Raw genomic sequence first — 23024 nt, forward strand, 5'->3', positions numbered from 1 at the left:
CTTAACCCCTCCCTTTCTTTTTTAATAAATAGAGGAAGAAAGGTGCACCGATGCAGGCAAGCAGGATACCGACAGGCAGTTCAACCGGTGTAAACCATACCCGTGCCGCTGTATCTGCAAAAACCACAAGTACGCCTCCGCCCAGCATTGAGATCGGCAGCAGGTACCGGTAGTCATCTCCAATTAAAAGACGGATAAAATGAGGAACGACCAGGCCGACAAATCCAATTAAGCCGCTCACACTTACAGCTGCACCAGCTAAAAGCGCCGCCAGCGCAATTAAGAAAAACCGGGTGCGCTCTACTCTAAGGCCGAGTAACTGCGCCGATTCATCACCAAGCAAAAGAAGGTTTGCCGGCTTGATGGCAAAAAAACAAAGGCACAACCCAGCAAGCGCATATGGCGACACGAAGCTTAGATGATGCCAGCTCCGTCCATTTAATCCTCCGGATAAAAAAGGCAGAACAGCCTGCACACGCTCACTATAAAGCACCATAAACCCATTCATAACCGCCCCAAGGAGGGCATTGACTGCCACTCCCGCCAAAATCAATTTCAGCGGGGAAACCCCTTGATCAAATGAGAGCATATACACCACAAGTGCCGCTAATAAAGCGCCAAGGAAAGCAGCAGCTGGCAGCAAATACGTGAATTGCGGAAACACAATCATGCTGAGCACAGCAGCCAATCCGCCGCCAGCAGTCACACCGATGATGCCAGGGTCAGCGAGTGGATTTCGGACGACTCCTTGTAAAATCGCCCCTGATGCTGCGAGACAGGCCCCAACGATGAAACCGATGAGAACGCGCGGCAGGCGTAAATCCATCACAATTTTCTCATGAACAGGCTGGCCTGATCCCATCAAAGCAGCGACCAAATCTGGCAGCGATAATTGAACAGAACCTAATGCAAGCCCTAGGCATGCGCCCACACCTAACGAGAGAAATAGTACGGGTATCAGCCATTTTCGTCTCGACTGTCTTTTTTGAAAATCTAACTCTGCATTCATTTTCATGATGACAATCGCTTCAATCTTTTCTCTAGCTCATCAATCGCTCTCATCACTTCCGCGCCTGGGTTCGTTCCAAATAGATCACTAGGCAGAATCTCGACGTGTCCATTTTTCACAGCTGACACATCGTGCCAAGCGGCATTCTGTTTCATTTCACTCATAAAGCCCGCTTTCACATCTTCAGGATTGCTGTGAGTCATAAGCAGAATAAGATCAGGATCGGCTTCGATGACCTTTTCTGCATTGATTTGAGCGTATTGAGGGAATTTCTCGAGTGCTGGTTCATTTTCAACGATGTTCGTCCCTCCTGCGATGTGCAGTAAATCTCCGCTTAAGGATTGAGGAAGTGCCGCCATATATGTGCCAGGTGCCCCGTATACAACGAGTGTCTTCACTTTTTTCTGAGGCTGCTTGACCTGCTTTTTCCTCTGATCGATTTGCTCATTGAGGGCTTTGGCCTTTTGCTGCTTTCCGAGCAAATCCCCGAATAACGTTATTTGACGCTGAATATCCTTCACTGAATTGGCACTTGTCAAAAGAAGCTGTGAACCAATTCCTTCTATTGTAGAGATGTCCTTACTGTTTAATTGTTCATTCCCAAGCACAACATCGGGCGTTAAGCTTGTGATGAGCTCTACATCAAATTGATGCGTTGTGCCAATCGTTTGTACAGACTTTGCCTTTTGTAAGCTGTCTGGTAATTCGGCGGCCGGACGGCCAACTACCTCACCGCCTAAGGCATACAGGATGCTCATGTCTCCAGTCGATAATGCGACGATACGCTGAGGTGATTCTTCAAACGACAGCGTTCTGCCAGTAAAATCCTTTATCTTCAGCGCACCTTGCCCGCTTCCTTTCTCTACAGGTGCTGCCTGACTGCATCCGCCGAGGAGAAGCATCAAGACGAGTCCAGCGAAGATCACATATGAAAATTTCAACCGTCTGTCTCTCCTTTTCTAGTAAACTTTCTTTAGCTTTGCCTGTACGACAAGACGCCCATTTTTAGGTGCAAGCACATGATCACAAGTCGATAAGGTGAGGATGAGGTCATCTGTGGACACGTCTGTCTTCGTTTGGTAGATTGATTTTTTCCGCACAGCTTGTAAGTAGTGCGCATATTCGCCTAGATCTTGAAAATCGGTTTGAATATAATCGAAATCCACCGTTGTTTCATACACAGCAAAAATCTCCGCCTCATAGCTTTGATACAGCGTATCGTACTGAAATGTCCGGTGCTCATGGAAGAAATCCTTTTTTAAATAGTTTGTGAGTCCAGCGAACATGGATCCGTCTCTCATCCGATGCCCGTACACCACAGTATTCGGGCTATCGTGCAAGACGTCATTGCGATAATCCATAAAGATACTGCCTGCCCGGGTGTCGTTTTTTAAATAATTGCGGGTTAAGTAGAACGCATTATCACGAGATTGAACGATTGGGTACTGAATCATCGTGTCCTTCATATTGATCCAGCCGACAATGTCGTTGTTCACCTTCCGCAGCTCATCAAATGACGTACGGGTGGTTCCCGGTTCCCGGCTTTCAGTCATTCCTTGCTCTTGACCATACATCGTCTGAGCCTTTGCAAGCACCTGACGATTTTGATAATAGCCGAACAGTTCTAAGCCAATGGCTGTACCGCTATAAATGAATACTCCTAAACAGACGATCGTCACCAGACGCTGCCAGACCCGTTTTCCTCTTTTCACACTGTCTCACCTGCTTTTATATGCCAACAGGCACGATGTACATTCCTGTTTCTGCATCCTGTCTAATCGTGACGGACACATCATAAATGTGCCGCACATTCTCTTCTGTTAACACATCGTTTGGCTGTCCTTCACTGATAATTCGTCCATCCTTCATCGCAATGATGACGTCACTGTAGCGGACAGCCTGATTCATGTCGTGCAGCACCATGACAATCGTGAGTCCATGCACGACATTGAGCTCACGGATCAGCTCAAGAATGTCAAATTGATAGTAGATATCCAAATAGGTTGTCGGTTCATCTAAGAAAAGGATCGGTGTTTTTTGCGCAAGTGCCATCGCAATCCATACACGCTGACGCTCACCACCTGACAGTGAGGCGAGCGGCACCTTTCGTTTTTCCGTTAGCTTTGTACTGGACAGTGCCCACTCTATCGCTCTCTCATCCTCTTCCTTGTCACCCCCGCGCATCGTCTGGTACGGCGTTCTACCGAATGCCACGACCCGTTCGATCGTTAAATCAAGCGGCGCTTCATTTTGCTGATGGACGACAGCCAGCTTTTTTGCCAGCTCCTTTGGCTTAAATGCATTCAGCGCTTGTCCATCTAAGTGAATTTGCCCTTTGTTTGGACAATGATTATTCGCCATCAAGGAAAGCAGTGTGGATTTCCCCGAGCCATTTGGACCGATAATGGTTGTGATTTTCCCCTTTTCAATCTGTGTTGTGACCGATTGAACGATGTCCTTCTGCTGGTCATATGAGAATGACACCTCACGAATGTCCATGGAGACGGTCCCCCCTTCTTAATAAAAAGATCAGAAACGGCCCGCCAATCACGGCCATGATCGTAGAGGCAGGAATCTCATTTGGCGCTACAAGCGTCCTGCCGAGCGTATCAGCCGTCAAAATCAGCAAAGCCCCGCTTAACGCAGAAAATGGAATGAGTACCCGATGATCCGAGCCAACAAGCCTTCTTGAAATGTGCGGAATGAGCAAACCGACAAAGGCAATCACGCCCGCTACCGCAGCTGTCACCGCCGCGAGTAATACCGCTGTGATGGAAATCAAAAGGCGCATTCTGGTCACACGCAACCCTAAATTTTTCGCTGTCTTGTCCTGAAGAGCCAAGAGGTTACACCATCTGCTGAAGAAAAGTGCTACGACAAGGCCGGCGACGCCATAGACTCCGATTAAACGGACATCTCCCCACGTTTTCATCGTGAGATTTGACTGTCCTGACTGATTGATCGTGATATTGAAATAGCTGCAAATGGTCACAAATGCTTCAGCCATTCCAGTAAACATGGCATTGATGGCGATCCCAACCAAAATCATACGGATTGGGCTTAAGCCACCCTTCCAAGACAGAACGTACACGAGGAAACATGCAATGGCTCCGCCTAATACCGAAAATAAAGGAGAGTAGAAATAAAATTGAGGAAGCGCTGTAATCGCCATTAAAGAAAAGAAGCTGGCTCCTGATGAAATTCCAATGACGCCGGCATCAGCTAATGGATTTCTCATGACCGACTGCAGCAGTACACCGGAGACAGATAAGGCGGCCCCTGTAAACATTGCGATGAGCATGCGGGGAATTCTCAAATCTTTAATGATGTCTACCTGTGCATGTTGACCGGTGATGAGCCCTTCCAATAATTCAATCGGGGTGACATGAATGCTCCCAGTAATGGCGGAATAAATAAACACGCACACCAGTAAGAGACTGACTATCAGAAATAAAATCCCTGTTTTTTTCATCTTGAACGTCCTTTTATCATTAAGATTCGCCGCTTATGACGGATACAGCATACGCGTTAGTTCATCTAATGCCTCTGCTGCCTTTAAATTGCCCGTTGTCCCGAATAAGCTTTCTTCGAGGTCATACACCCGGTCTTGTTTGACCGCATGAAAATGCTTCCAGATGTCATTTGTTTTAAATTCTTGATCAAACATGCGGACAACTTCATCTGGCATCCCATGTGCGGCCCGGAGTATGATATCTGGATTGGCTTTTTGTAAATACTCCGTATTAGATGCCAAATACTCCATTTTCTCACCTTGGACAATGTTCTTTCCGCCTGCGATACGTACAAGATCACCAATATATGAATTCTCTGTTGCCACCAAATAACTGCCCGGTACACCAAGCAAAATCAGAACAGACGGCTTGCGCTTTCCCTTCGTCTTCTCTTGTATGTCTTTCTTTTTTTGTTCAAAGTCAGACACGATGCGCTCGGCTTGTTTCTTTCTGTCATACTGAGCTCCGAGCTTCGTGATCGCCTTTTCCATGCTGCCAAGGCTCTCGAGATTTAAGTATGTGGCAGGGACACCTGCTTGCTGAAAGGGTGTCTCTAAATCATATTGAAGGGTTGTGACAGACAGGACATCTGTCGGTTGAAGTGATTGGATGATTTCCATGTCCGGGCTCATTGGATTACCGACTTCCGGCAGTCCTTTATAACGAGCTGGCAAGGATTTTTGACTTGTTGGCACCCCGACAAGATCCACCTCTAAAGCATCCATCATCTCCACAGCAGCAACAGTCGTTGCCACAATGCGCGCACTTGATTCTGCGCTTTTTTTGCCTTTCGCTGAACTTTCGGCTGACTGTGAGCAGCCCGATAAGATCACGCACACACTAAGAGCAGCGATCAGGGTACATATCATTCGATGCTTCAAAAACAGAAGCCTCCTTTCGAAAAAAGAGAGTGGATGCGCCGAGAGAAATTGCGCATCTCACTTAAACTAATCCATCTATCTTGTTCTTGTTTGATACTTTCTTACGAGTACGAATAATGACCCGCCGAATAAAAGAATATACACCCAAAGAAGAGAGGTATCTCCTGTTTTCGGATTCAACTGTCCAGTCTCAGACTTGGTTTGGTCATCTGATGGAGTAAATGTCATCTGCTCTGCGCCTGTTTCCTCTGGCGCTAGATTTTCAAGCTGATTTGTTTGAGAATCGCGATCATTTGGATTTTTGACAAAGCCGATACTCTCATCGTCTCCGATTACCGTAGCAATGCCGCTTCCTTCACCAAGAGTGATTCCTTTTGTGTCATAGACAAGTTTGACATCGTACTGCTCATGATAATTCGCAGCCGGAATATCAATTTTTACGCGTGCTGCTTGAGCAGTGCTTAAACTTTTGGCTTCATATTGAATCACTCGTGTGTCTGCTTTTTGATCTGTTTTAGCGACAAGAGTCTCTTCATATTTCCCGCCTGTCCCTACTTGGAAGGATGTGATGGCTGAGCTGTTCTTCACTGTATATGAAACGAAATGGCGGCCATTTTTCACCACCAATGTCGCAGGGCTCACGACGTAATCGTTCATACGAGAAGGCTCATCCTTGTCTGCTTTCTTCATTGAGAAAGGCAGCTTGTATACACCATCTTTAAGCTTAGCCGTCTCTTGAGCAGCTCCGCCGTTATTTGTTTCTGGTGATGGTGTGTTTGGTTTTGGTGTTTCTGGTGCAGCCGGTGTTTCTTCCTCTACCTGCCCGTTCTTAAGTGGAGCGATACTCTTTGCATCGAATTGAAAACGAATATCGTAGGTTTGGTCATAGTTAGCAGCTGCTACCACGATGTGTACTTTCCCTTTGACCGCTTTTTTCAGATCAGCGACATCAAATGACACCACTCTTGTGTTCTTTGCTTTATCTGTGCTGACAGTCTTCACTTCTTGATAAGATCCGTTTTTCTCTGTTTTCAAGGAAGCGACAGACGTATGATCCTTCACCGTAAAGGAAATGGTTTGTTTTCCATTTTTGATGGTTAAGGATGCAGGATGTGAGAAGTATTGGTTCATCCGAGATGCCTCGTTCTCATCCCCTTTCAGCACACTGTAATTGATGCGGTACTCGCCATCTTTTAAGTGATTTTGCGCAGAATCATCTGGTTTTGATCCATTGTTATTGCCAGGTGTTGCCTGATGATCGTCTGGTTTTGTCCCATTTTGATCATCCGGTTTTGTTTCGTTATCGTCTGGCTTTGTGCCATTTTGGTCATCTGGTTTTGTTTCGTTATCGTCTGGCTTTGTGCCATTTTGGTCATCCGGTTTTGTTTCGTTATCGTCTGGCTTTGCAGGTGTAACGAGTGTTAGGCTGCTTTGATCGAATGCAAGCTGTACGTCATACGCTTCGTCATAAATAAAGCCGCCTAAATCCCAGTAAATTTTCACCCAGCCGTTTAATTTGGCGGATAAGTCAGCAACATCAAATTTGATCACACGTGTATTGGCTGTTTCATCCTCACTGACGGTTTCAGTGGTGACAAGAGCACCATTTTGTTCAACCTTGAAATCTGTAATCTCTTTGCTTTGCTTCAGCGTGACATAGGCTGTTGTCTTGCCATTTTCCACAATCAGCTTAGCTGGCTTTTCTGTATAGGTATCCATCATGGACGCTTCTGTGCTGCCATTCTTTAAAATGGTGAATCCGGCCGTGTATTCACCATCAACAAATGATGCCGCTTGAGCCGTTCCTTGAGGAATCTGAAACGCAGTCAATAAACTGAATAAAACGAGCAGAATGGCTGCCTTTAGATGAAAAAGACGTTTCAAATGGTGACACTTCCTTCCTTAATGCTTGATGATCCACTTTCTTGCTAAAAACCCGCCTGAGCATAGAGCAAGCACAAGGAGCCACCCTGTCTGGTTTGTATCACCAGTTTGAGGATTCTCTTCCTGTTTTGTCGTGGATGAATCAGATGTTTTAGTTGATTCTTTTGATGGCTGCTGATCTTCTGCTGCACCCGCTGATTTGTTTGTGCTGTTAGACGAAAGCGATTTCATGCTGCTCTCATCGAATTTCAGCTGAATGGTATAATCATGATCATAATCAGCAGATTTAACAGTGACATGAATTTTTGACTTGATTGGCTTAGACAAGCTCTGAGCTTGGAACTGAACAAGCCTTGTGTTGGCTTTTTTATTGGTTGAGAGAACCGTTGTATCGACATAGCTGCCATTTCCCGGCACTTTAAATTCCGTCACCCAGCTGCTATTTTTAATGGTCATTTGTACAGTCAGCTTCCCATTTTTTGCAATCACTTTTGCTGGCTTCAGCCAGTAATCATTTGCCATGGAAACCGCATTTCCTTCAGCCTTCAGCACAGTATAGTTGACGGAGTATGTACCATCCTTTAACGTGGCAGCCTGTGCGTTTGAAAAAGGCAGCATGAGTGCCAATAATAAAGCGGTCATGAAGACTGATAGCCTCATCATTTTTTTCATCAAGCGAATTTCCTCCCTTTCTATTGAACAGATGCTGCATCAAACTTGAGGCGGATGTCGTAATTGCCTGTATATCCGATGACCGGTACAGTCACGCTCACTTTTGCTGGTACGACTTCTGTCAGGCTGTTCACGTTGAATTCAACCGTTCTCTTATTTGCAGCTGTATTTGTACTGATCACCTTCGCATCTTTGTACACACCTTGATCAAGTGTTTTAAAGCTTGTGATCCAAGAGCTATTCGTTAACGTGACTTGTGCTTTGATTTTTCCATTCTTCACGACAAGCTTGGCTGGTTTTTCAAAATACGTATTCGCTGTTGAAGTCGAATCGCTATCTGCCTTCCATACCACATATTGTGCTGAATGTTGACCATCTGCTAAGCCTGCTGCTGAGGCTGAGCTAACTGGGGCTAGGGCAAATAATAGAACAAAACTAAAGAACAATAATACGTGTGATGCTGAACGAATGGCTTTCATGTGAACCCTCCTAAATGATATTGATAATTATTCTCAATAGATAATAAAAAAAATAACCTTCATAAGCGCTGGATCACACTTATAGATGATTATGATAATCATTATCAATTGAGTTGAAAAAATAAATCTTTGCTTCCTAAAAGCCAAAGATGTCTGTTTCTAAATGATGGTTTGAAACGTGTTTTAGGTAATCTGTCCCATTCATGATACCATGGCATAACCTCCATTCCATTACAGGGAAAAGAACCCTCTTCTCCTTGATATTATATGATGAATGAATTTATTGTCAACATCATTTTTCATACTATTGACTTAGATTTCTGGAAAATCGCACAAAAAAAATTTCGACCAGACAGACTGATCGAAATCGTTTAGGAAGAGACTTGTTCCCCTTTTTTGCTGTTATTACGTTCTAAAGACCAAGCATACATTTCACGAATAATCGGCTCAATTTTCTTCCCTTGCGCTGTTAATTCGTATTCAATCCGTACTGGAATGTCAGGGTATACGTTTTTCTCAACGAGTCCTTCAGCCTCTAAATCCTTCAGCCTTTCTGATAATAATCGTCCGCTGATGTTCATTTCATTTTCAAGCTGACAGAAACGCTTAGGGCCTGTCAGAAGCTGATTGATGATGAGAATGACCCACTTCTTGCCTAGAATCTCCATGGCATCTGTGATTGGACAGCCATCTACTTGAGCCATACCTTACTCCCTCCCGCTTTTCTCTCTTTTTTTCATTATAGCACAATTAATTACTTGAAATAAGTCACTAACTATTATATAGTTTAGTTACTTTAAGTAACAAGGTATTCATTTTTATAGATTTTCAAAAACATTTGAACATGCCGATGCATATATCATGAAGGAGCTGACCGAGCTTGAAGACAATTGAGGAGCTAAGATTGGGTGTAACAGAGTTACATGTGTCCAGCTTTGAGCGTTCTTTACCTTTTTATACAGACATTTTAGGATTTACAATAGTAGAACAGACGGAATCCACCGTCACTCTTGGAAGCAATGCAAAGGAACCCATTCTTTTGTTAAAAGAGGATGCACAGCTCAAGGAGAAGCCTGATCATGAGCCAGGACTTTATCATTTTGCTGTTTTATTACCTACCAGAAAAAACCTGGGCACATGGCTGGCACATGTGATCAAAAAAGGCTATCCTTTAATTGGAGCAAGCGATCACTTTTTCAGTGAAGCCATTTATTTAAGTGACCCTGACGGCATTGGCGTAGAAATATATGCTGATCGCCCTGAGGACGTTTGGGTAGGTGAGCATGGAGAACTGAAAGGTGGCGGAAATGCACCTCTTGATGGAGATGGTCTCCTGCAAGAAGCCGCTGATACAACTTGGGAAGGACTTCCCGCTGGTACAGTTATGGGACACTTACATTTCCATCTTAACCCAGAAGAAGCTGATTCCTTTTATGTCAATACGCTCGGTTTTCACATCAGAATGGCTCCACCAGCAAGCCTGTTTATCGCCGCTGGTGTGTACCACCATCACCTTGCCTTTAATGCATGGGGACGGGGACGAAAAGGAGCCATTGATCCACGTTTTTCAGGAATTAGAAGCTATACACTGGTATTCCCACAAGAAGCAGACAGACAGTCCGTCGTCGAGTGTCTGACAAAAGCAGGCACTCAAGTGAAAACAACAGGGAAAAGTAACGAATTTGTTGATCCATTTGGCGTTCTCGTTCGTTTACAGATTGAAGAAACAGACAAAAAAGAAGGTGCAGAATATGGACAAACACACAGATCTTAAAACAGCCATTTTAAAAGATAAAATCAAACGAGTACAGCAAGAAGACGGGTATATATATATCACTGGACCCATTAAATTGCCAGTGAATTTAGACGGCAGAACCGTGATGTTCAACTGGTATTCATGGTTAAAAGACGATGGAAAAGAGCCATTGTCAGATGACGCTTTAATTGAAAGCCTCTCGTCCCGCCAGCTTGCCGATCAACAGCAGTCAAGCGTTCTAGTGTATGGGGAGTTCGAGCACGCTGACGAAGCCCTTATCCGCATGCATTCCATTTGCCACACTGGTGATATTTTCGGAAGCAAGCGCTGCGACTGCGGGTTCCAATTGAAGCAGTCCATGCGGATGATTGAAGACAATGGTGCAGGTGCACTGTTCTATTTAGCCAATCATGAAGGCCGCGGTATTGGACTTTTCAGTAAAGCCATGGCTTATATTCTTCAAGAAAACGGCTACGATACAGTAGAAGCGAACGAAGCACTCGGCTTTGAAGATGACACGCGTCAATATGAAGAAGCCATCGCGGTTCTTCAAACACTTCGTACAAAGCCAGTCAGACTCATTACCAATAATCCGAAAAAGACAGATGCCATCAGCCATGCAGGTCTATCTCTTTCTGGACGCATTCCGCTTTGGGGTGATGTCTCGGAGTTTAATGAAAAATACTTACAGACAAAAATCAACCGCTCAGGTCACATGAAGGCGGAGCAAGAGGTGCGTACGATTGCCACATCATGAGCGATATATGAATCTAGCCCTTGAAAATGCACAGGCAATGAAAGGTCAGACCTCTCCAAACCCGCTCGTCGGGGCTGTGATTGTGCGAGAGAATGAAATTGTTGGTGTCGGTGCTCACATGAAAGCCGGTGAACCGCATGCTGAAATTCATGCACTTAAAATGGCTGGAGACAAGGCAAAAGGAGCCACCATTTATGTGACCCTCGAGCCTTGTTCCCATCACGGCCGCACAGGCCCTTGCGCGGAAGCACTTGTGAAAGCAGGCGTCGAAACCGTTGTCGTGGCAGCGCTTGACCCGAACCCGCTTGTCGCAGGCCGCGGGATTGCCATCTTACAAGATGCTGGCATCCAAGTGATTACAGGCGTACTGGAACAGGAATCCATTCTCATGAATGAAGTATTTAATCATTTTATTACGAAAAAAACACCTTTCGTGACGCTCAAGGCAGGTATTACCTTAGACGGAAAAATTGCGTCTGCTACGTCTGACAGTAAATGGATTACATCTGAAACATCTCGTTATGATGCTCATCATATCCGCAGTATCAATGATGCGATTTTGGTCGGTGCTCAAACCGTTATTCATGACGATCCTTCACTAACTGCACGGATTCCAAATGGGCATCATCCGATTCGAATTGTCTTAGACTCTAAGCTGTCAACACCGCTGACAGCAAAGATCGTCACTGATCAGACGGCACCTACATGGATCTTTACGACAAAGCAAGCCAATGAGGGAAAACGAGCCGCTTTAGAAGCAGCTGGCGTCAGTGTCTTTATAACAGATAGCGACACGCGGGTGCCCCTGCAAGAAGTGCTTCAAGTGCTGGGAGAAAGAAATGTCTCCTCCCTCATGATTGAAGGCGGCGGCCAGGTCAATGCCTCATTTTTAGAACAGCAGCTTGTAGATAAATTGGTCATCTATATGGCACCTAAACTCATTGGCGGTCGGCTGTCCCCTTCCTTTTTTGGAGGCGAAGGCATACGCCTCATGAGTGATGCCATCGAATTGGATCAACTCTCAGTAGAACCACTAGGGAAAGATATCAAAATAACGGGCTATCCTGTTTATCAATAAACAAGCTTGTAGACCCCATCTACAGGCTTTTTTTCAAATATGTTTTGAGGTGAATGTGATGTCGATAAAAGGAATCAATCATTTGTTATTTTCTGTTTCTGATTTAGAAACCTCTATTGATTTTTACACAAACGTATTTGACGCCACTTTATTAGTAAAAGGAAAAAAGACAGCTTACTTTGATTTGAACGGGCTATGGCTTGCCCTGAATGTGGAAAAAGACATTCCTCGTCAAGACATTCAGCACGCTTACACGCACATCGCTTTTTCAATTGATGAAGAGGATGTAGATCACATGTACAACAAGCTAAAACATTTGAACGTCAACATCTTGCCAGGCCGTCCAAGAGATGAAAAAGATCATCAGTCGATCTACTTTACGGACCCTGATGGACATAAATTTGAGTTTCATACCGGGACCATGAAAGATCGAATCGATTATTACAAGCAAGAAAAAGCTCATATGGAATTTTTTGATGAATGATAAAAAAACAGAACTTCCATCTTCATGAAAGTTCTGTTTCGCCTTTGAACCACCCAAATGTCGATTCACCAATCATCACCGTGAAACTTGTCGTAAAATGTTTCATGTGAAACATTTGTGATTTGATCTCTATCGATTCCCCTCTACCAATCTGCCAAAGCTTTCGGGTGAAAGTCCCGGTGACACGCGAACACGGTGCAAGGACATCATGCCCTGTTCCTTCTTCGCATGTCCTGGTTCAGTGGTGACAGCCATTTGATAACCGGCTTCCTTCGCTAGCTTCAGCGTGTCTTCGTTATAGCGCCCAACAGGATACTGACCATTCTCGTATGCTGAGAAAATCGTTGATCAAAGAATGCCTTTGATCCTTTTAATTCCTCTTTCTGCTGCTCCTTTGATAAACGATTGAGCTCTAAATGATGAATTGTATGACTCTCAATCGAAAGCCCATTTGCTATCATTTCATCCATTTGATCATCCGTTAAGTGGTTCGGGCGGCCAATGGATTGCGCAATCATGAAAATCGTTGCCTTCATTCCATACTGCTTTAAAATCGGGAATGCCTTAGTATAGTTATCGGTATATCCATCATCGAATGTAATGAGGACACACTTTTCACTTGGCCTCGTATTTGTTGTGAAGACGCGATACGCTTCTTCTGGCGACAGCGTGACATAGCCGTTGTCCTTCAGCCATTTCATATGAGCCGCAAACTCGCTCTTTGGTACACGCAGCGAGCTGCCGCTGGAGATGCTGTGATACATCAAAATTGGAAGCTCTATCGGCTCCTTTTGCTCAATCCATTTTTGTGTATCAATCACTTCCTCTTTTGTCTGCTGAATCTCTTCTGTTTCTTTTGCTAGTAATGGACCCTTTTCCTCTTTGACTACTTGCTGGTTTCCTTCCGTTTGCTCCTTCATTCCCGTACAGCCCGAAATGAGCAGCGCCAAAAGACCAACTGCAATCAACATACATGTTTTCTTCATCCACCAATCCTGCTTTCTCTTTATCTACCGAATGATTATAACAGAAATTGGTTAATAGCTGATATCTATTTTGACAGGGCGTTCATTTTTTTACACATTTCGATCATTTCGATGGCGAGCAGATGAATGGTCTCTGTTGTGAGCATTTGATCTTCTGCGTGTATCAGCAGTAAAGAAAAGGGAAGCTGCTCACCTGCCGCCTCTTTTTGGATCAGCGGCAAGTGCAGATTGTGGATGCTTCGAAACGCTTCCTCCCCTTTTTCAATCAACTGCTGTGCTTTTTCAAAATCATCTGCTCTTGCTAGACGAATCGCTTCGACATAATGACTTCTTGCCTCGCCTGCATGAGCAATGATTTGAAAGGCTGCTCCCTGCATTTCCTCTAATACCGTCATCTGCTTCTCCTCCAATTACTTAAGATTCATTTGCTAGTTTCAGAGCATGCTCTAGTATTTTTTCCCCGTTCGCTGTTCCGTATAATCTCACATTGATGACATCGACAGGTATTTGATAAGGTGCAGCGGTTTTTTCTGCTGCCTTTTTCATAAAGCTTACTTGCGGTCCAAGTAAAATCACCTGAACATCTCCTCCATGCTCTTCTAATTCATCCGCAATGGCCCCTTCAGGTATGGCGTAGATATCATAATCCAGCTCTTTAGCTTCTGCAGCAGCCTTCATTTTGGACACTACAATGGACGTCGACATTCCTGCGGCACAAGCGAGAATGATTCGTTTCATATTCCATCACTCCTATCGATAGATGACTTCTGTTTCAACCTTCAGTTCCCTTGTTTTGATTAATGTCTGGTACCAATACGCTGATGCTTTCAACTGGCGATTACGTTCATTTTCCAGCTGGATTTCGACTAATCCGTAGCGGTTTTTAAAGGCATTCATCGGTGAGACATTATCCGTAAAAGCCCACAGCATATAGCCCGTGCAATTTGATCCTTCTGCTTTCGCTTGAAGTGCCCGCTTCAAATGCTGGCTGATAAATGAAATGCGATACTGATCATCAATGATACCGTCTTCATTTTTAAACCGTTCTTCCTTTTCTACACCCATCCCGTTTTCGGCTACAAACCACTCGATATTTCCGTATTCTTCTTTTATTCTCATCCCCATATCATAGACAATGTTTGGGTAGATTTCCCAGCCTCTGAATGGATTCATTTTTCTCCCTGGAAGCTCAAACATATCGTAATAATAAGACGGATGAAATGGCGTCCCTTCGTTCCACGCCTTACTCGGCGCCTTGACACGATGCGGATAGTATAAGTTGAGCCCGACGACATCGACCGTATGATTCTTGATGACCTGAAGCTCTTCCTCTGTCGCATCAAAAAGAATATCATGCTTTTTCAACACATCGAGCAATTCCTCTGGATACTCCCCTTTGATGGAGGGATCTAAGAACATTCGATTGAAAAACAAATCATACATCCGTGCCGCTTCTTGATCATGCGGGGCAGAGGATCTTGCATACGTCACTTCTGGATTGAGAATCACCCCGATTTTTGCACCTGTCGATTCCTTCAATCCCATCTCCCGAAACAACTTCACCACTTTTGCTGTTGCCAGCGCTTTATGATAGTTCCACTGCATCCATTTTTTCGTATTTTGCTCAAAGGGATAACGGATGGCATCTAGATAAACACGTGTTTGGACAACAATTGGTTCATTAAAGCTAAACCAATGTTTGACCCTGTCCCCGTAGCGCTCAAACACTTTTTCCGTATAGAGAACAAACAGCTCGACGACATGCTTTGATGACCATCCGCCATACTTCTCAAGCAAAACGGCAGGAAGCTCATAATGCTCTAAGCAAAACATTGGCTCTACACCTGCTGCAATTAATCCATTGATCAAGTCATCAATGTAACGGGCATAGGTCTCATCCACAATCCCCTTCTCGTAATCTATGAGAAACCTCGACCAATTGATCGATGTCCTATAATGTGTCAGTCCAATCTCTCTCATTAAGGCCACATCTTCAGGATAGCGCTCGTAAAAGTTCGTCGCACCAGCCGGACCATATCCTTCGTGCCACACGTGATATCCTTCCTTATACCATGAATCAATGTACGAATCCTGATGCACCTGCTTTCCCTTCCATCCCTCTGTTTGCCAAGCAGAAGCCGCGGCACCTAGGATAAAATCACTTGGAATCTCGATTCTGTTCATATCGCTACCTTCCCTTTCCTCGTTTGAACGTGAAGCCCCTCCCAAATTCCTTGCAAATACACAGCCCCAAGTGCTCGATCATATAAACCGTAGCCAGGTCTGCCTGTCTCGCCAAAGATCATACGTCCATGATCCGACCGGACATAGCCATTAGAGCCCTCTTCAAACAAAGCCTTCACAATTGCTCCCATATCAAGACTTCCTGCTGACGAAAGGTGCGCTGACTCTTCAAAATCACCATTTTCATGAACGATGACATTTCGTCAATGAGCAAAGTGGATGCGCCATTTTTCGGATATTTACGCGCAAGTGAAACGGGATCATCCTCTCCATACCACCTACATTGCATGTTCATTCATGCCCCTCCTTTTATTCTGAATCTGGTGCCGCTTCTGGTTTGCGGTTAGACAAGAGAACAAATGGCAAATAGATGAAGACTGCTACTACAATACAGATGAGCTGTGTAATGACAGCTCCCATGCTGCCAGCGGTTGACAGCCATGCATTCACAATCGGCGGTGTCGTCCAAGGCACCATCACGACTGCTTTTCCAGCAAATCCTGTAGCCGTCGCAATATAACCAATCGTCCCTGTTACAAGCGGTGTGACGATAAATGGGATTGCCATCACAGGGTTTAACATGACGGGCAAGCCAAAAATAACGGGTTCATTGATGTTGAAGAGGCCCGGCCCAGATGAGAGCTTGGCAATGCTTCGCATCTCTTCCCTTCTTCCAGCAATAAAAATCGCAATCAAAAGCCCAATGGTCACACCTGAACCACCGATACTCATATACACATCCCAAAATGGCATCGTGATGATATTCGGAATCTCTTTTCCCTCTTGAAATGCTGTCATATTCACTGCAATCGACCCTAATAAGAGCGGCTCCCGGATCGGTTTGATCATCTGGTTGCCATGGATGCCGATCACCCAGAAAAATTGCGCCACAAACATCAACGTTAAAATCCCCGGCAGACCCTGTACAACACTTTCTAGCGGGCGCTGCACCACGTTATACACTGCTTCATGCAAATAAATGCCTGTCAAACGGTGAAATGCAAAGCCGAATGAACTAATGATCGTAATCGTAATGATCGAAGGAAAAAGTGACGAAAAAGATGTCGCAACATTCGATGGAACAGAATCTGGCATCTTGATTTGAAGCCATTTCACCTCGGTCAGCTTACAAAAGATTTCCACAGATATGATCGCAATGATCATCCCTAAAAATAAGCTTTTTGGATCAGAAAATTGCCTTGCCAGTACATCTACAACCTCACGCATCGATCCATCCACTTCAAGAAGAAGTGTCGTTGGAATAACAGATATAAATGAAATCAATGCCATCAGCCCTGGGAACAGGGACTTGTGCCCGTTGATTTTCCCAAGCTCTATCCCGATGAGGAACACAGCCCCAATCGTTAAAAAGTTCAGCGTGGCATAATTGATTGCCTTCATAATTGGCTGAAGCTCCGCTAAAAATCTGAATATCTCAAAATGAGCAAGCCCTGTTTCCGGGCTCATGATCATATTTGCCACCAATACAGCAAAAGCCCCTGTAATGATGATTGGCATCAATGTGACAAATGCCTGTTTAATCGCCATAATATATTTCTGATTCGTGATGCGATAAGCCACATTCCCCATGACGTCTGCCGCTTTCTCCTTGAAGCTCATGATCCGTCTCCCCCTTTGCAAAAACTCGTGATCATCCTCCTTTTTGATGTTATTTTAAAAGCGCTTTCATTAACATCTAATCTTTTTCCTCACAGATGCGGAAATGGGTGTCCCGTTTTTTCATTCGGATGCTCCAATACTTGAAGCGCCGCCGTCAGTTCCTCAAATGAAGCGGCCTTGATGAGTTGTTCCACCACTTCCTTCCGCTCTGTCAGCCGCACAAGAAATTGATAAAGCGACTGTAATTCTTTTTGATACGTCTTCTGGATACTCAACAAACAAACGACTTGTACTCGATCTTCACCCCACAGCACCGGTTTTTTCAACGTGCAGATCGCACAAAACGTGTCATCTGTTGCCGGCTTCATCGGATGAGGAATCGCGACCAAATGACCGAACGATGTTGGGGACACTTGCTCTCTTTCCAGCAATAATTGTTCAAACTCGTCCGGGATGCGATGTTGTTCCTTTAGCACGTTCACAAAAAATTGAAGAACCTCTTCTCTTGATTGAAGGTCTTGCTGATAAAATGCCAGCGCCGGACTGACATACCGCAAAACCCCTGTATCCTGTGGATCCTGCACAAAACGTTTCAGCCGTACAATATCATCGTCACTTAAAATCGTATGTACATCAATCACTGGCACCGGCAATGTGTTCTGAAGCGGAATGGTACTAATAATAAAATCAATGCTTCTCAAATCATACGAAGGAAGATCCCCAACACTTGCAGTTCCAGCGATCTCCAGCCTTCCGCTAAAAGCCGCCGTCAGCTTATGAAGAAGGAGCTGACTGCTGGCGACACCCGTTGCACACACAATAAGGCATCTCTTTCTCACATGCTGTGATTTTGTCCGCTCGATTGCAGCACCGATATGGAGCGCCAAATACCCAATCTCATCCTCATGGATCTCGACCCCCTCTTTTTCCTTCAGCCATCTCCCCATATAGACACCCGCTTCAAATGCAATGGGATAATGCCTTTTAATGTCCGGTAAATAGGGGTTACGAATGTTCATATCGTACTTAAAACGATGAATGGCGGAACGCAAATGAAGACTTAATCCAACGATCAACTCCTTATCAAATTGAATATCAAGTGACATGTGCTCCTCTACATAAGCAAGTAATTGGTGAGTGAAGCGAAAGTGATCTTCGTCTAGAAGGTGAAATAGCGTATGGCCGTCATCTCCATATGCCATCATCTTGGCACCCATCAAGTGAATCGCAATGTACGCCATTTCAGATAACGGAAAATCAATAGCTAATACATGCCGAATATCTTCTGCCATTTGTTGAGCCACTTGAAAAACAGGCTGCACTTGAATGTCTTTCAATTCCGCTTCTGGCATCATGACTAGTTTTTTCTCTTCAATTCGTTTGCATGCAATGGCGATGTGGGTGACTAAATTACTTAAACCGATCTCTGACAGATGAAGTCCGCTTGCTTTTGTACGTGAACGCACAATGTCCTGAACCAATTGATACGTTTCTTCAGGTAACAGCGCAGAGTTCGCATGCTCTTGCTGAAACACATGCTCAGCCATACAATATCTTAATTTCATTTCATCCCCTGTCAGCCGCAATCCATATTTAGGGCGATGTGCTACAGAAAGTCCATGTAATGAAAACAAATGTCTGACCGCTTTCAAATCATTCTTCACTGTCGATTCACTCACAAATAGTTCCTCTGCCAACCCATCTAATTTGATATAGTCTTCAGACAGGAGCAGCCTTTTCAATAGATACGCCACACGGTCTTTAGGCTGATTGGGAATGACCTGTTCCTTTTTTTCGTTTCTTTCTCTCAGCGACTTTTTCAAAAATGTACGAAATGCCCCATAATCCTCGACGGTCAATGTATACCCTGCCCCGCGTTTGATATGTAGTGCGGCTCCTTGTTCATCTATTATAGATTTAAGCGCTTTCATATCTGTTCGGATGGTTCGTGATGTGACGCCAATCACGCGGGCAATTTCTTCACTTGTCAGTTCCTGCTCCGCTTGCATCAAGCGTTTCAGGAGCTCCTCCTGACGTAAAGATAGCATGGGCTCTCCTCCCTTGGCATTTACTTTTGCCTATCATCATAAACGAAAATAGAACTCTTTGCCCAGTTTTTCTTACAAATCGGGAACCTCAATATGGCTCAATCGTATGATGATGAAACAAGAGGAGGGATGCATTATGGGTTCTTTTATGTTTGTTGTTATGATCATATTGGCTTCTTTAGGAGCAATCATTGCCCACCTGTTCACATCAAAGGATAAACGTACATCTGCTAAGCGTTCTTCACATCACAGTTCAACGACAAGTACCTATACTGATTCATATACTCATCACGCTTCTGATGCCTCCTGCGGGGGAGATTCAGGCGATAGCGGTGGTGGATGTGACTAAACAAAAAAACAGCCGCTCGCTTATGAGACGGCTGTTTTATATTTTATTTTAAAGAGCTTTCCAGCCCCGTTCAATCAAATGTTTAACATCCTTTGCAAAATCCTCGCCCTTTTCCATCACGTCCTGGGCTCTTCCGGCAAAATTACTGGCAACAGCCAGCTCCATTTTTTTTAATTCAAAGTGCAAGATTTTTTGATCAATCTCGGTTATATATTTTTCATACTCATTGTTCACGATGTCGTGCATTACATGGTAGGCGTCTTTTCGGTGGCGATGAAAGTCGGTTCCTCTCTCACCTTTCCATGACGAATCTAGAGCAGGCTTCTTAATTTCCTTTATGTCTGACTGCGCAAGATCTTGTTCTGTTCGAATATTGCTTTTGGCTGTCTTTAACCGAGAGATCATTTCATCAAATTCTGCACGTCTGTTTTCAATTCCCATATGCAGATGGTGTAGCATCTCGGATAAACTCATGTCATCCACCTCTATCGGACCTCATACGAAAGCACAGCGTCAGAGCCTTGGAAGCTATCGACTCACTTGATTTTTCCAATCCTGACATTTCTATCGTTTCGCTTTCATTAAGTATAGTATAAGGTGAAAAGCCTCAGTCTTAAATAGGGAAAAGGTGTCCTTTTAGTGACGTGTTTGGAAGAAAAACGGAATAATACAAGGTCGTACATCCTGAATTTTATATGATTCCATTGAACTATATTTCTTATCATGCAAATGTAATCCATAAATAAAAGCGATTGTGCTGATTATTTTGCAGCAATCGCTTCGTCCTGTTCTTTTAAGGTTTTCACATTCGAGCGCGTGTCCTGGACATTTTTGATTAAGGCTTCTTTAAAGTTTGAGACCATTTCGTTCACCTCTGCCTCACGTGCCGTCCATTTGGTCACAAATTCAAGGCTGTTTTCACCCGCTTTATCTGCTGCTTTTTTCATCGTTAAAGCTTCGACTGCTTGGGAGACTTCATCTAGTTGATTCATAACTGTTTGGTAGTTTAACTTAATTTGTCCCATCGTGATATCCTCCAGAATTGTTCAGTGTGAAAGCAGCTTTAAAAACTGTTCCATGCTTTTGAGATCAAGCGTTTGGCGTCCTCTACTGCGTCTTCTCCTTTTTCAGCAAGACGTGCGGCGTCTCCAGCTAAGGAACTGGCAAAGGATAACGCAGTTTGTTCAGCTTCTAATGTACTGATTTTGAATTCGATGCGGCTCACGTAGCGTGGGTATTTGTCGTTCACAATCGTTTGCAGCGCATCATGTGCTTCATTCCGCTCTGATTTGAAATCCTTGCTTCGCTCACCTTTCCAAGAGGCCCCAAGCTTTGGCTGCTTGATTTGCTTCAGGTCTGTTTCTGCCGCATCTTGTTCACGTTCGACCTTACTTTTCGCCTTTTTAAGTCGAGCGATTTTCTCTTCAATTTCTGCTTTTTTACTTGTAATGCCACCGTTTAGGGCAGACAGCATATCCGACAAGCTCATTATGGCTTCCTCCTCCTGTCAAAAAATAAAAACGCTGCTTAGAGTTCCTCTAAACGAGCGTAAGGTGAATAGCACTTTTTCCAATATTGTTATTATAAGGTTCAAAGACTCATGTTTGAATAGGGATTTATACCCTTTTTATGGGATAAATATGCTTTCGTTCTGCTCCACATTACCCCTTTAGACCTCTTTTATAAAGGGTCTAAACTCCCGATCATCTTCTTTATATCATATGTAGTCTCTCGGTCCTAGGACAAGCAAAAGCCGCCTAATTGAGGCGGCTTTTGTAAACGGCTTATGAAGCCGATTCTTCTGAGTCTTGTTGATTTTTGACGTACCAAATGAATTTCCCTGTATATCCGTAGATAATGGCAAGAGCAATGGCAACAAAGCTCAACCACATAAATGGTAAATATGAGAATGTCGAGACGCCTAGAATTCCAGCCATGTAAATTCCGTTATCTGACCACGGAACCATACCAGACGTCATTGTTCCACCGACCTCAGCGTTTCTAGATAGAACGCGTCTGTCTATTTTCAATTTATCGTAGCTTTTTTCCATAATTTTCGGTGTAAGAATTAATGAAACGTACATTGCACAGCCAAAAATATTTGCGAAGAATGCAACAACAAGTGTAGATAAGGTTACATTTCCTGCATTATATAATTTCTTCTCGAAAGTAGCGACAATCACTTTTAAGACGCCGAGATATTCAAGTACGCCACCAAAACCAAGCCCGAGAATAATGACAACTAAAGATCCAAGCATATTCACAATACCGCCACGATTTAACAGCGTATTTAAGAAATCTACATCTGAATTAATAGAGAAGCCATTGTATGCTGAACCAATCGCATCTGCTGGATTCATTCCTTGGAAAGCCATCGCCCAAATAGATCCTAAAAGAGCACCAATGGCAATAACAGGCATTGAAGGTTTCTTAAATACGAGCAGTAATACAACCACTACTGCTGGGATGACCATCCAAATGTTAATGGTAAATGTATCATGCAGGGCATTTTTCAAAAATTCTACCTTATTTTGATCAATGTTGCGTCCACCATACATAAAGCCTGTAACCGTAAACATAATGGCCGTAATGACAAAGGCTGGTATGGATAAAACCATCATCGCTCGAACATGCGCCAGCACGTCCACTTTTGAAAGAGAGGAAGCGAGCACTGTACTATCTGATAATGGGGATAATTTATCTCCAAAATAAGCACCTGATAAGACGGCACCTGCCACGATCGGAAGTGGGATACCTAGCCCTTCACCAATTGCGATCATCGCAATCCCTGCCGTTCCAACCGTCCCCCAAGAGGTTCCTGTTGCAATGGACATGAGTGCACAGATGACAAGTGTAGCTAATAAGAAGATATTAGGATGAATAAACTCTAGACCGTAGTAAATTAACGTAGGTACAACTCCACCTGCAATCCATGTACCAACAAGTGCACCTACTGCAATTAAAATTAAAATGGCTTCTAGACCATTCGATATCCCTTTTGTGATCGCATTTTGAAGATCCTTATATGAATGCCCCAATCGAATACCTAATGCGATAACTATAAACCATGAGATAAACAATGCTAGTTGAATATCTAATTTGAAATAAAGAGTAAAAGATAAAACAATTGCTAAAAATAAGCCAAGTACAGACACGACTTCTAACATAGACGGCAGACGTGGTGATTTCATTGTGTTTCCTCCCTTTGTGAGTGCGTTAAGCGTTTTCAAAATATTGTGAAAAAAGTGTGTCAATTCGAAAGAAA

At 44.0% G+C, this 23024-nt stretch carries 26 protein-coding genes and 1 pseudogene; 5 read left to right on the forward strand and 22 right to left on the reverse strand.

Annotation, left to right across the window (positions count from 1 at the left end):
- Position 1: 1 nt before the first annotated feature.
- From C6Y02_RS03660 to C6Y02_RS03705, 10 genes are all read right to left on the reverse strand, one after another.
- The gene (locus tag C6Y02_RS03660; RefSeq protein ID WP_106030667.1) at positions 2-1015 is read right to left on the reverse strand and encodes a FecCD family ABC transporter permease; all 1014 of its coding nucleotides are present in this window, start codon (positions 1013-1015) and stop codon (positions 2-4) included.
- Positions 1012-1950: an ABC transporter substrate-binding protein gene (locus C6Y02_RS03665; protein ID WP_106030668.1), complete on the reverse strand. Its 939-nt coding sequence runs from the start codon at positions 1948-1950 to the stop codon at positions 1012-1014. The genes C6Y02_RS03660 and C6Y02_RS03665 overlap by 4 nt, the downstream gene beginning before the upstream one ends.
- A gap of 18 nt (positions 1951-1968) precedes the next feature.
- Positions 1969-2721, reverse strand: a complete 753-nt coding sequence (gene srtB / locus C6Y02_RS03670; protein WP_106030669.1) for a class B sortase — start codon at positions 2719-2721, stop codon at positions 1969-1971.
- A 16-nt stretch (positions 2722-2737) separates the two neighbouring features.
- The gene (locus C6Y02_RS03675) at positions 2738-3508 is read right to left on the reverse strand and encodes an ABC transporter ATP-binding protein (protein ID WP_034660447.1); all 771 of its coding nucleotides are present in this window, start codon (positions 3506-3508) and stop codon (positions 2738-2740) included.
- Positions 3495-4481, reverse strand: coding sequence for a FecCD family ABC transporter permease (locus C6Y02_RS03680; RefSeq protein WP_106030670.1), 987 nt, complete (start codon positions 4479-4481; stop codon positions 3495-3497). The genes C6Y02_RS03675 and C6Y02_RS03680 overlap by 14 nt, the downstream gene beginning before the upstream one ends.
- A 33-nt stretch (positions 4482-4514) precedes the next feature.
- Entirely contained in the window at positions 4515-5402 is an 888-nt protein-coding gene (gene isdE / locus C6Y02_RS03685; protein ID WP_106030671.1) for a heme ABC transporter substrate-binding protein IsdE, read from the reverse strand.
- Between the two features lie 75 nt (positions 5403-5477).
- Positions 5478-7286 (reverse strand): NEAT domain-containing protein, encoded by a 1809-nt coding sequence (locus C6Y02_RS03690; RefSeq protein ID WP_106030672.1) that lies wholly within the window; start codon positions 7284-7286, stop codon positions 5478-5480.
- Between the two features lie 18 nt (positions 7287-7304).
- Complete coding sequence (gene isdC, locus C6Y02_RS03695) at positions 7305-7958, reverse strand: heme uptake protein IsdC (protein WP_106030737.1); 654 nt, start codon at positions 7956-7958, stop codon at positions 7305-7307.
- A gap of 20 nt (positions 7959-7978) precedes the next feature.
- On the reverse strand, positions 7979-8437 hold the full coding sequence (locus C6Y02_RS03700) for an NEAT domain-containing protein (protein WP_106030673.1): 459 nt from the start codon (positions 8435-8437) through the stop codon (positions 7979-7981).
- A 371-nt stretch (positions 8438-8808) separates the two neighbouring features.
- The gene (locus tag C6Y02_RS03705) at positions 8809-9141 is read right to left on the reverse strand and encodes a winged helix-turn-helix transcriptional regulator (RefSeq protein ID WP_106030674.1); all 333 of its coding nucleotides are present in this window, start codon (positions 9139-9141) and stop codon (positions 8809-8811) included.
- A 176-nt stretch (positions 9142-9317) separates the two neighbouring features.
- On the opposite strand from C6Y02_RS03705, the gene C6Y02_RS03710 reads away from it, so the two are divergent.
- From C6Y02_RS03710 to fosM, 4 genes are read left to right on the forward strand one after another with little or no spacing between them, the layout of a single operon-like run.
- Positions 9318-10211, forward strand: a complete 894-nt coding sequence (locus C6Y02_RS03710) for a VOC family protein (RefSeq protein ID WP_060597585.1) — start codon at positions 9318-9320, stop codon at positions 10209-10211.
- Positions 10189-10950: a GTP cyclohydrolase II gene (locus C6Y02_RS03715; RefSeq protein ID WP_060597586.1), complete on the forward strand. Its 762-nt coding sequence runs from the start codon at positions 10189-10191 to the stop codon at positions 10948-10950. Before C6Y02_RS03710 ends, C6Y02_RS03715 begins: the two co-directional genes overlap by 23 nt.
- The gene (gene ribD, locus C6Y02_RS03720; RefSeq protein WP_106030675.1) at positions 10937-12028 is read left to right on the forward strand and encodes a bifunctional diaminohydroxyphosphoribosylaminopyrimidine deaminase/5-amino-6-(5-phosphoribosylamino)uracil reductase RibD; all 1092 of its coding nucleotides are present in this window, start codon (positions 10937-10939) and stop codon (positions 12026-12028) included. The genes C6Y02_RS03715 and ribD overlap by 14 nt, the downstream gene beginning before the upstream one ends.
- 58 nt (positions 12029-12086) lie before the next feature.
- Positions 12087-12512: a FosM family fosfomycin resistance protein gene (gene fosM, locus C6Y02_RS03725; RefSeq protein WP_060597588.1), complete on the forward strand. Its 426-nt coding sequence runs from the start codon at positions 12087-12089 to the stop codon at positions 12510-12512.
- Between the two features lie 129 nt (positions 12513-12641).
- On the opposite strand, the pseudogene C6Y02_RS03730 reads toward fosM, so the two are convergent.
- The 8 genes and pseudogenes from C6Y02_RS03730 to C6Y02_RS03760 form a co-directional block, all read right to left on the reverse strand.
- Positions 12642-13498 (reverse strand): annotated as a pseudogene (locus C6Y02_RS03730) (polysaccharide deacetylase family protein).
- 65 nt (positions 13499-13563) lie between these two features.
- A complete protein-coding gene (locus tag C6Y02_RS03735) occupies positions 13564-13893 on the reverse strand; it encodes a PTS sugar transporter subunit IIA (RefSeq protein WP_060597590.1) in 330 nt (109 codons plus the stop codon).
- 19 nt (positions 13894-13912) lie between these two features.
- Positions 13913-14236 (reverse strand): PTS sugar transporter subunit IIB, encoded by a 324-nt coding sequence (locus tag C6Y02_RS03740; RefSeq protein WP_060597591.1) that lies wholly within the window; start codon positions 14234-14236, stop codon positions 13913-13915.
- A 12-nt stretch (positions 14237-14248) separates the two neighbouring features.
- The gene (locus C6Y02_RS03745) at positions 14249-15682 is read right to left on the reverse strand and encodes a glycoside hydrolase family 1 protein (protein WP_106030676.1); all 1434 of its coding nucleotides are present in this window, start codon (positions 15680-15682) and stop codon (positions 14249-14251) included.
- Positions 15679-15936, reverse strand: a complete 258-nt coding sequence (locus tag C6Y02_RS03750) for a mannonate dehydratase (RefSeq protein WP_223250427.1) — start codon at positions 15934-15936, stop codon at positions 15679-15681. Before C6Y02_RS03750 ends, C6Y02_RS03745 begins: the two co-directional genes overlap by 4 nt.
- Positions 15858-16037, reverse strand: a complete 180-nt coding sequence (locus tag C6Y02_RS19445; RefSeq protein WP_223256476.1) for a hypothetical protein — start codon at positions 16035-16037, stop codon at positions 15858-15860. Before C6Y02_RS19445 ends, C6Y02_RS03750 begins: the two co-directional genes overlap by 79 nt.
- Before the next feature lie 14 nt (positions 16038-16051).
- Positions 16052-17362 (reverse strand): PTS sugar transporter subunit IIC, encoded by a 1311-nt coding sequence (locus C6Y02_RS03755; protein ID WP_034660464.1) that lies wholly within the window; start codon positions 17360-17362, stop codon positions 16052-16054.
- An 89-nt stretch (positions 17363-17451) separates the two neighbouring features.
- Positions 17452-19410 (reverse strand): BglG family transcription antiterminator, encoded by a 1959-nt coding sequence (locus C6Y02_RS03760; RefSeq protein ID WP_106030677.1) that lies wholly within the window; start codon positions 19408-19410, stop codon positions 17452-17454.
- Between the two features lie 136 nt (positions 19411-19546).
- On the opposite strand from C6Y02_RS03760, the gene C6Y02_RS03765 reads away from it, so the two are divergent.
- Positions 19547-19759, forward strand: a complete 213-nt coding sequence (locus C6Y02_RS03765; protein WP_223250412.1) for a hypothetical protein — start codon at positions 19547-19549, stop codon at positions 19757-19759.
- A gap of 48 nt (positions 19760-19807) precedes the next feature.
- On the opposite strand, the gene C6Y02_RS03770 is transcribed toward C6Y02_RS03765, so the two are convergent.
- The 4 genes from C6Y02_RS03770 to nhaC form a co-directional block, all read right to left on the reverse strand.
- Complete coding sequence (locus tag C6Y02_RS03770) at positions 19808-20233, reverse strand: YwqH-like family protein (RefSeq protein WP_060597595.1); 426 nt, start codon at positions 20231-20233, stop codon at positions 19808-19810.
- A gap of 287 nt (positions 20234-20520) precedes the next feature.
- Positions 20521-20784 carry a YwqI/YxiC family protein gene (locus C6Y02_RS03775; protein ID WP_106030678.1) on the reverse strand — a complete coding sequence of 88 codons (264 nt, stop codon included), beginning with the start codon at positions 20782-20784 and terminating at the stop codon, positions 20521-20523.
- A 38-nt stretch (positions 20785-20822) separates the two neighbouring features.
- Positions 20823-21248, reverse strand: coding sequence for a YwqH-like family protein (locus C6Y02_RS03780; RefSeq protein WP_060597597.1), 426 nt, complete (start codon positions 21246-21248; stop codon positions 20823-20825).
- Between the two features lie 295 nt (positions 21249-21543).
- Positions 21544-22950 (reverse strand): Na+/H+ antiporter NhaC, encoded by a 1407-nt coding sequence (gene nhaC, locus C6Y02_RS03785; protein WP_106030679.1) that lies wholly within the window; start codon positions 22948-22950, stop codon positions 21544-21546.
- Between the last annotated feature and the right edge of the window lie 74 nt (positions 22951-23024).

The organism is Bacillus sp. NMCC4, from assembly GCF_002998555.1.
Lineage (GTDB): Bacteria > Bacillota > Bacilli > Bacillales > Bacillaceae > Bacillus.